Annotated in this window: 2 protein-coding genes; both read right to left on the bottom strand. The window is 63.9% G+C overall.

Features of this window, described 5'->3' with window-relative positions:
* On the bottom strand, positions 1-981 hold a 981-nt coding region (locus EOA28_RS29875), incomplete at its 3' end, for an APC family permease (RefSeq protein WP_148670935.1).
* A 441-nt stretch (positions 982-1,422) separates the two neighbouring features.
* A partial coding sequence (locus EOA28_RS29870) for an aminomethyltransferase family protein (RefSeq protein ID WP_128315583.1) occupies positions 1,423-3,263 on the bottom strand: 1,841 nt, incomplete at its 5' end.

Genomic DNA, 3,263 nt, shown 5'->3' with positions numbered 1-3,263 from the left:
GCCCAGAACGCCCTGGAAGGTGAAGGGCACCAGGATGAACAACAGCATGCAGAGCAGGCCGGAATAGAAGATCGCCTTGAACGTGTCGGTGCCGGGGTTCTTGAACTCCGACGTGTAGCAGACCGCGGTCTCGAAGCCGTAGGTCGACCATGCGGCGATGAACATGCCGCCCAGCACGAGTGTCCAGCCGGCGATGTTCCACGACCCGGGGTCGGGCGCATAGGCCGCCGCCAGCGGCACCAGCGGCGAGAAGTTGGCGTAGTCGATCTGGCCGGTGATGATCGGCACCACGCCGACGATCAGCATCGGGATGATGACCAGCAGGCCGATATATTTCTGCACATTGGCCGTGCCGAGGATGCCGCGATGCTGGATGGCGAAGATGACCAGCATCAGCACCGCCCCTATGAAGAAGGTGGCGTTGAGCGTGAAGGAGACGGGTCCCAGCGTATGGCCCCACAGCGTCCAGGTGCGGATCGCCGGCGTCGCGGCGGCCGTCACCGCCGCGATGGCGTCGGCAGGGGCCGTCCCCGCATGCGCGGCGATATAGGCGACGACCTCCGGCGAGGTCTCGGAGAAGACCGGGATCGGTGCCAGGGCGTTGAGGATATAGGCGGCGGCGATGGAGCAGCCGAGCGACAGCACCGGCGACCAGGCGAACCAGTTGCACCACACCGACAGCGGCGCGATGAATTTCGAATAGCGCAGCCAGGCGGTAGCGCCGTAGATCGAGGCGCCGCCCGACTTGTTCGGGAACAGGCCGGCAATCTCCGCATAGGTGAAGGATTGCAGGAAACCCATGATCATGGACACCGTCCAGATCAGGAAGGCCAGGGTTCCAGTCGTGCCGGCAATGCCGCCGATCGAGAACAGGACCAGCGCCGGAACGCCGCTCGCCACCCAGAAGGCGCCACGCCAGTCGATATGCCTGAGCAGCTTGCTTTCGGCAGGCTGCTCCAGGGCCGTGCTTATCGTGCTCATATCTTGTGTCTTCCCCTTTTTTCTGTTCCCCGCCGGCGACGCTTCGGCTCTCGCGAAGCTTGCTCCCCGGCCACTATGGCCCAACCGTGGTGTTTCCACTCAGTCGTATTTTTTTCTTTAGAGTGAAGATTGATCCGGCGCGCTTTCGCGTCAAGCGTTTTGTGGATGTCATGCACATCACGCTTGCGAAACATCGGCTCTTTCCTCCTCCCCTTGTGGGGTGAGAAGCGGTCGCGCAGCGAACGAAAAGCCAATTGCTTGGCTTTTCGAGCTTCGAACGCCCTGAGTCTGCGAAGGGCCGGGGGCCGATCCACCTCCCGGTCCCCGCTGCTTCGCAGCGTCCTGGCGTTCGCTGGCATTTCATCGTGCCAGTGGCACGATGAACTCGCCTTCGGGGAACCGGCTGCTCACCCCAAGGGGAGAAGGCAAGGGCTGCCGCTATCAGGATCTCGGCTTGGTCTTCTGCGGATCGTAATGCGCGAAGGCCACGACGCGCGCCGGCAGCCGCTTGGCGTGGCCGTCGAGCTTGCCGATCTCGACCTCCGTGCCGATCTCGGCATGGGTGACGTCGAGCCGTGCCAGCGCGATTGTCTTGCCGAGCACCGGCGAGCGCATGCCGGAGGTAACCACGCCGATCTGGGCGCGGCCGACATGGACGCAGTCGCCATGGCCAACCGGGATGTTGGCGTCGATGTCGAGGCCGACGACCCTGTGCTGCGGATGCTCCTTGCGCCGGATCAGCGCGTCGCGGCCGATGAAGTCGTCGACCTTGGTCTTGAGTGGCACGGTGAAGCCGATGCCGGCCTCGAACGGATCGGTCTGGTCGGAGAATTCGTAGCCGGCGAAGATCAGTCCGGCCTCGATGCGCACCATGTCCAGCGCCTGCAGGCCCATCGGCTTCAGCCCGTGCGGCTGGCCGGCTTCCCAGACGGCGTCGAACACTTTTTCGGCGTCGCGCGGATGGCACCAGATTTCATAGCCCAGCTCGCCCGTATAGCCGGTGCGCGAGACCACCACCGGCACGCCGTTGCCGCCGCCGATGCGCGCGACGGCGAAGCGGAACCATTCGAGCTCGCCGATCGAGGGCTGCACCGGCGAGGTCCAGACGACCTCCTTCAAGATGTCGCGGCTCTTCGGTCCCTGCACGGCGATGTTGTGCATCTGGTCGGTGGAAGAGCGCACCAGCACGTTGAGGCCGAGCTTCTTGGCGGTCTCGCGCAGCCATTCGCCGGAAAAATCGTCGCCGCCGACCCAGCGGAAATTGTCCTTGCCGAGCCGAAGCAGCGTGCCGTCGTCGATCATGCCGCCATGCTCGTAGCACATCGCCGTATAGACGACCTGGCCGACGCCGAGCTTCTTGACGTCGCGGGTGAGCGTGTATTGCAGCAGAGCCTCGGCGTCCGGTCCCGTGACCTCGAACTTGCGCAGCGGCGACAGGTCCATGATCACGGCGTCCTGCCGGCAGGCCCAGTATTCGGCGATGGGACCTTCCTTGGCGAAGGAATTGGCCAGCCAATAGCCCCTGTATTCGACGAAATCGCGCGTGTGCTTGGCAAAGCTCGAATGAAAGGCTGTCTCGCGGGTCATTTTCGGTTCCGAGTCGGGCTTCATGCGCCTGGCGATCGCTCGCGAGAATTTGTGCTGGCCGGAATAGGTCCGCACATGGATGTCGGTGAGGTCCCAGCCATTGGCGGGCGTGGTGTCGTCCGGGCAAGCCGAGGACACGCAGACGATATCGGTCAGGGCGCGCATCAAGACATAGTCGCCCGGCCGCGACCAGGGCTCGTCCGACACCATCACGCCATGCGCGTCGATCGCCGTGTTGAAGAAGAAGTTGATGGCCATCCAGCCGGCGCGGGGCGTGACACCATTGTCGGCAAGCGCCTTGTTGAAGTTCTCCGAGCAGTTGGTGTGGCCCGGATAGCCGATGTCGTCGTAATATTTGGCGGCGCAGGCGAGCGCGAAGGCGTCGTGCCGGCCGCATGTGTCCTGCACCACCTCGACCAGCGGCTCCATGTCCTGATCGTAATATTTCGAATGCAGGCCGGGCATCGGATAGGCCGAGCCCATCAGCGTGCGCGTTGTCGTCACGTCGAGCGGCAGGTCGCAGCCCTTGTCCAGCTTGCGCGCCGAAAAGCACTGGAAATCGGTGCACTGCCGGCCGTCGACGTCGATGATCTGCAGATAGTCGCCGGCCTTGACGAAATAGGATTCGGCGGTCGCCGACTTCACCCTGAGATCGAGCACCGGATCGGCGAGCGGATCGGCAAGCTGCCCTCTTG

The sequence above is a fragment of the Mesorhizobium sp. M2A.F.Ca.ET.067.02.1.1 genome, assembly GCF_004023285.1.
Taxonomy (GTDB): domain Bacteria; phylum Pseudomonadota; class Alphaproteobacteria; order Rhizobiales; family Rhizobiaceae; genus Mesorhizobium.
The sequence above is the reverse complement of the archived record's forward strand: the minus strand, read 5'-3'. Positions and strand labels throughout refer to the sequence as shown.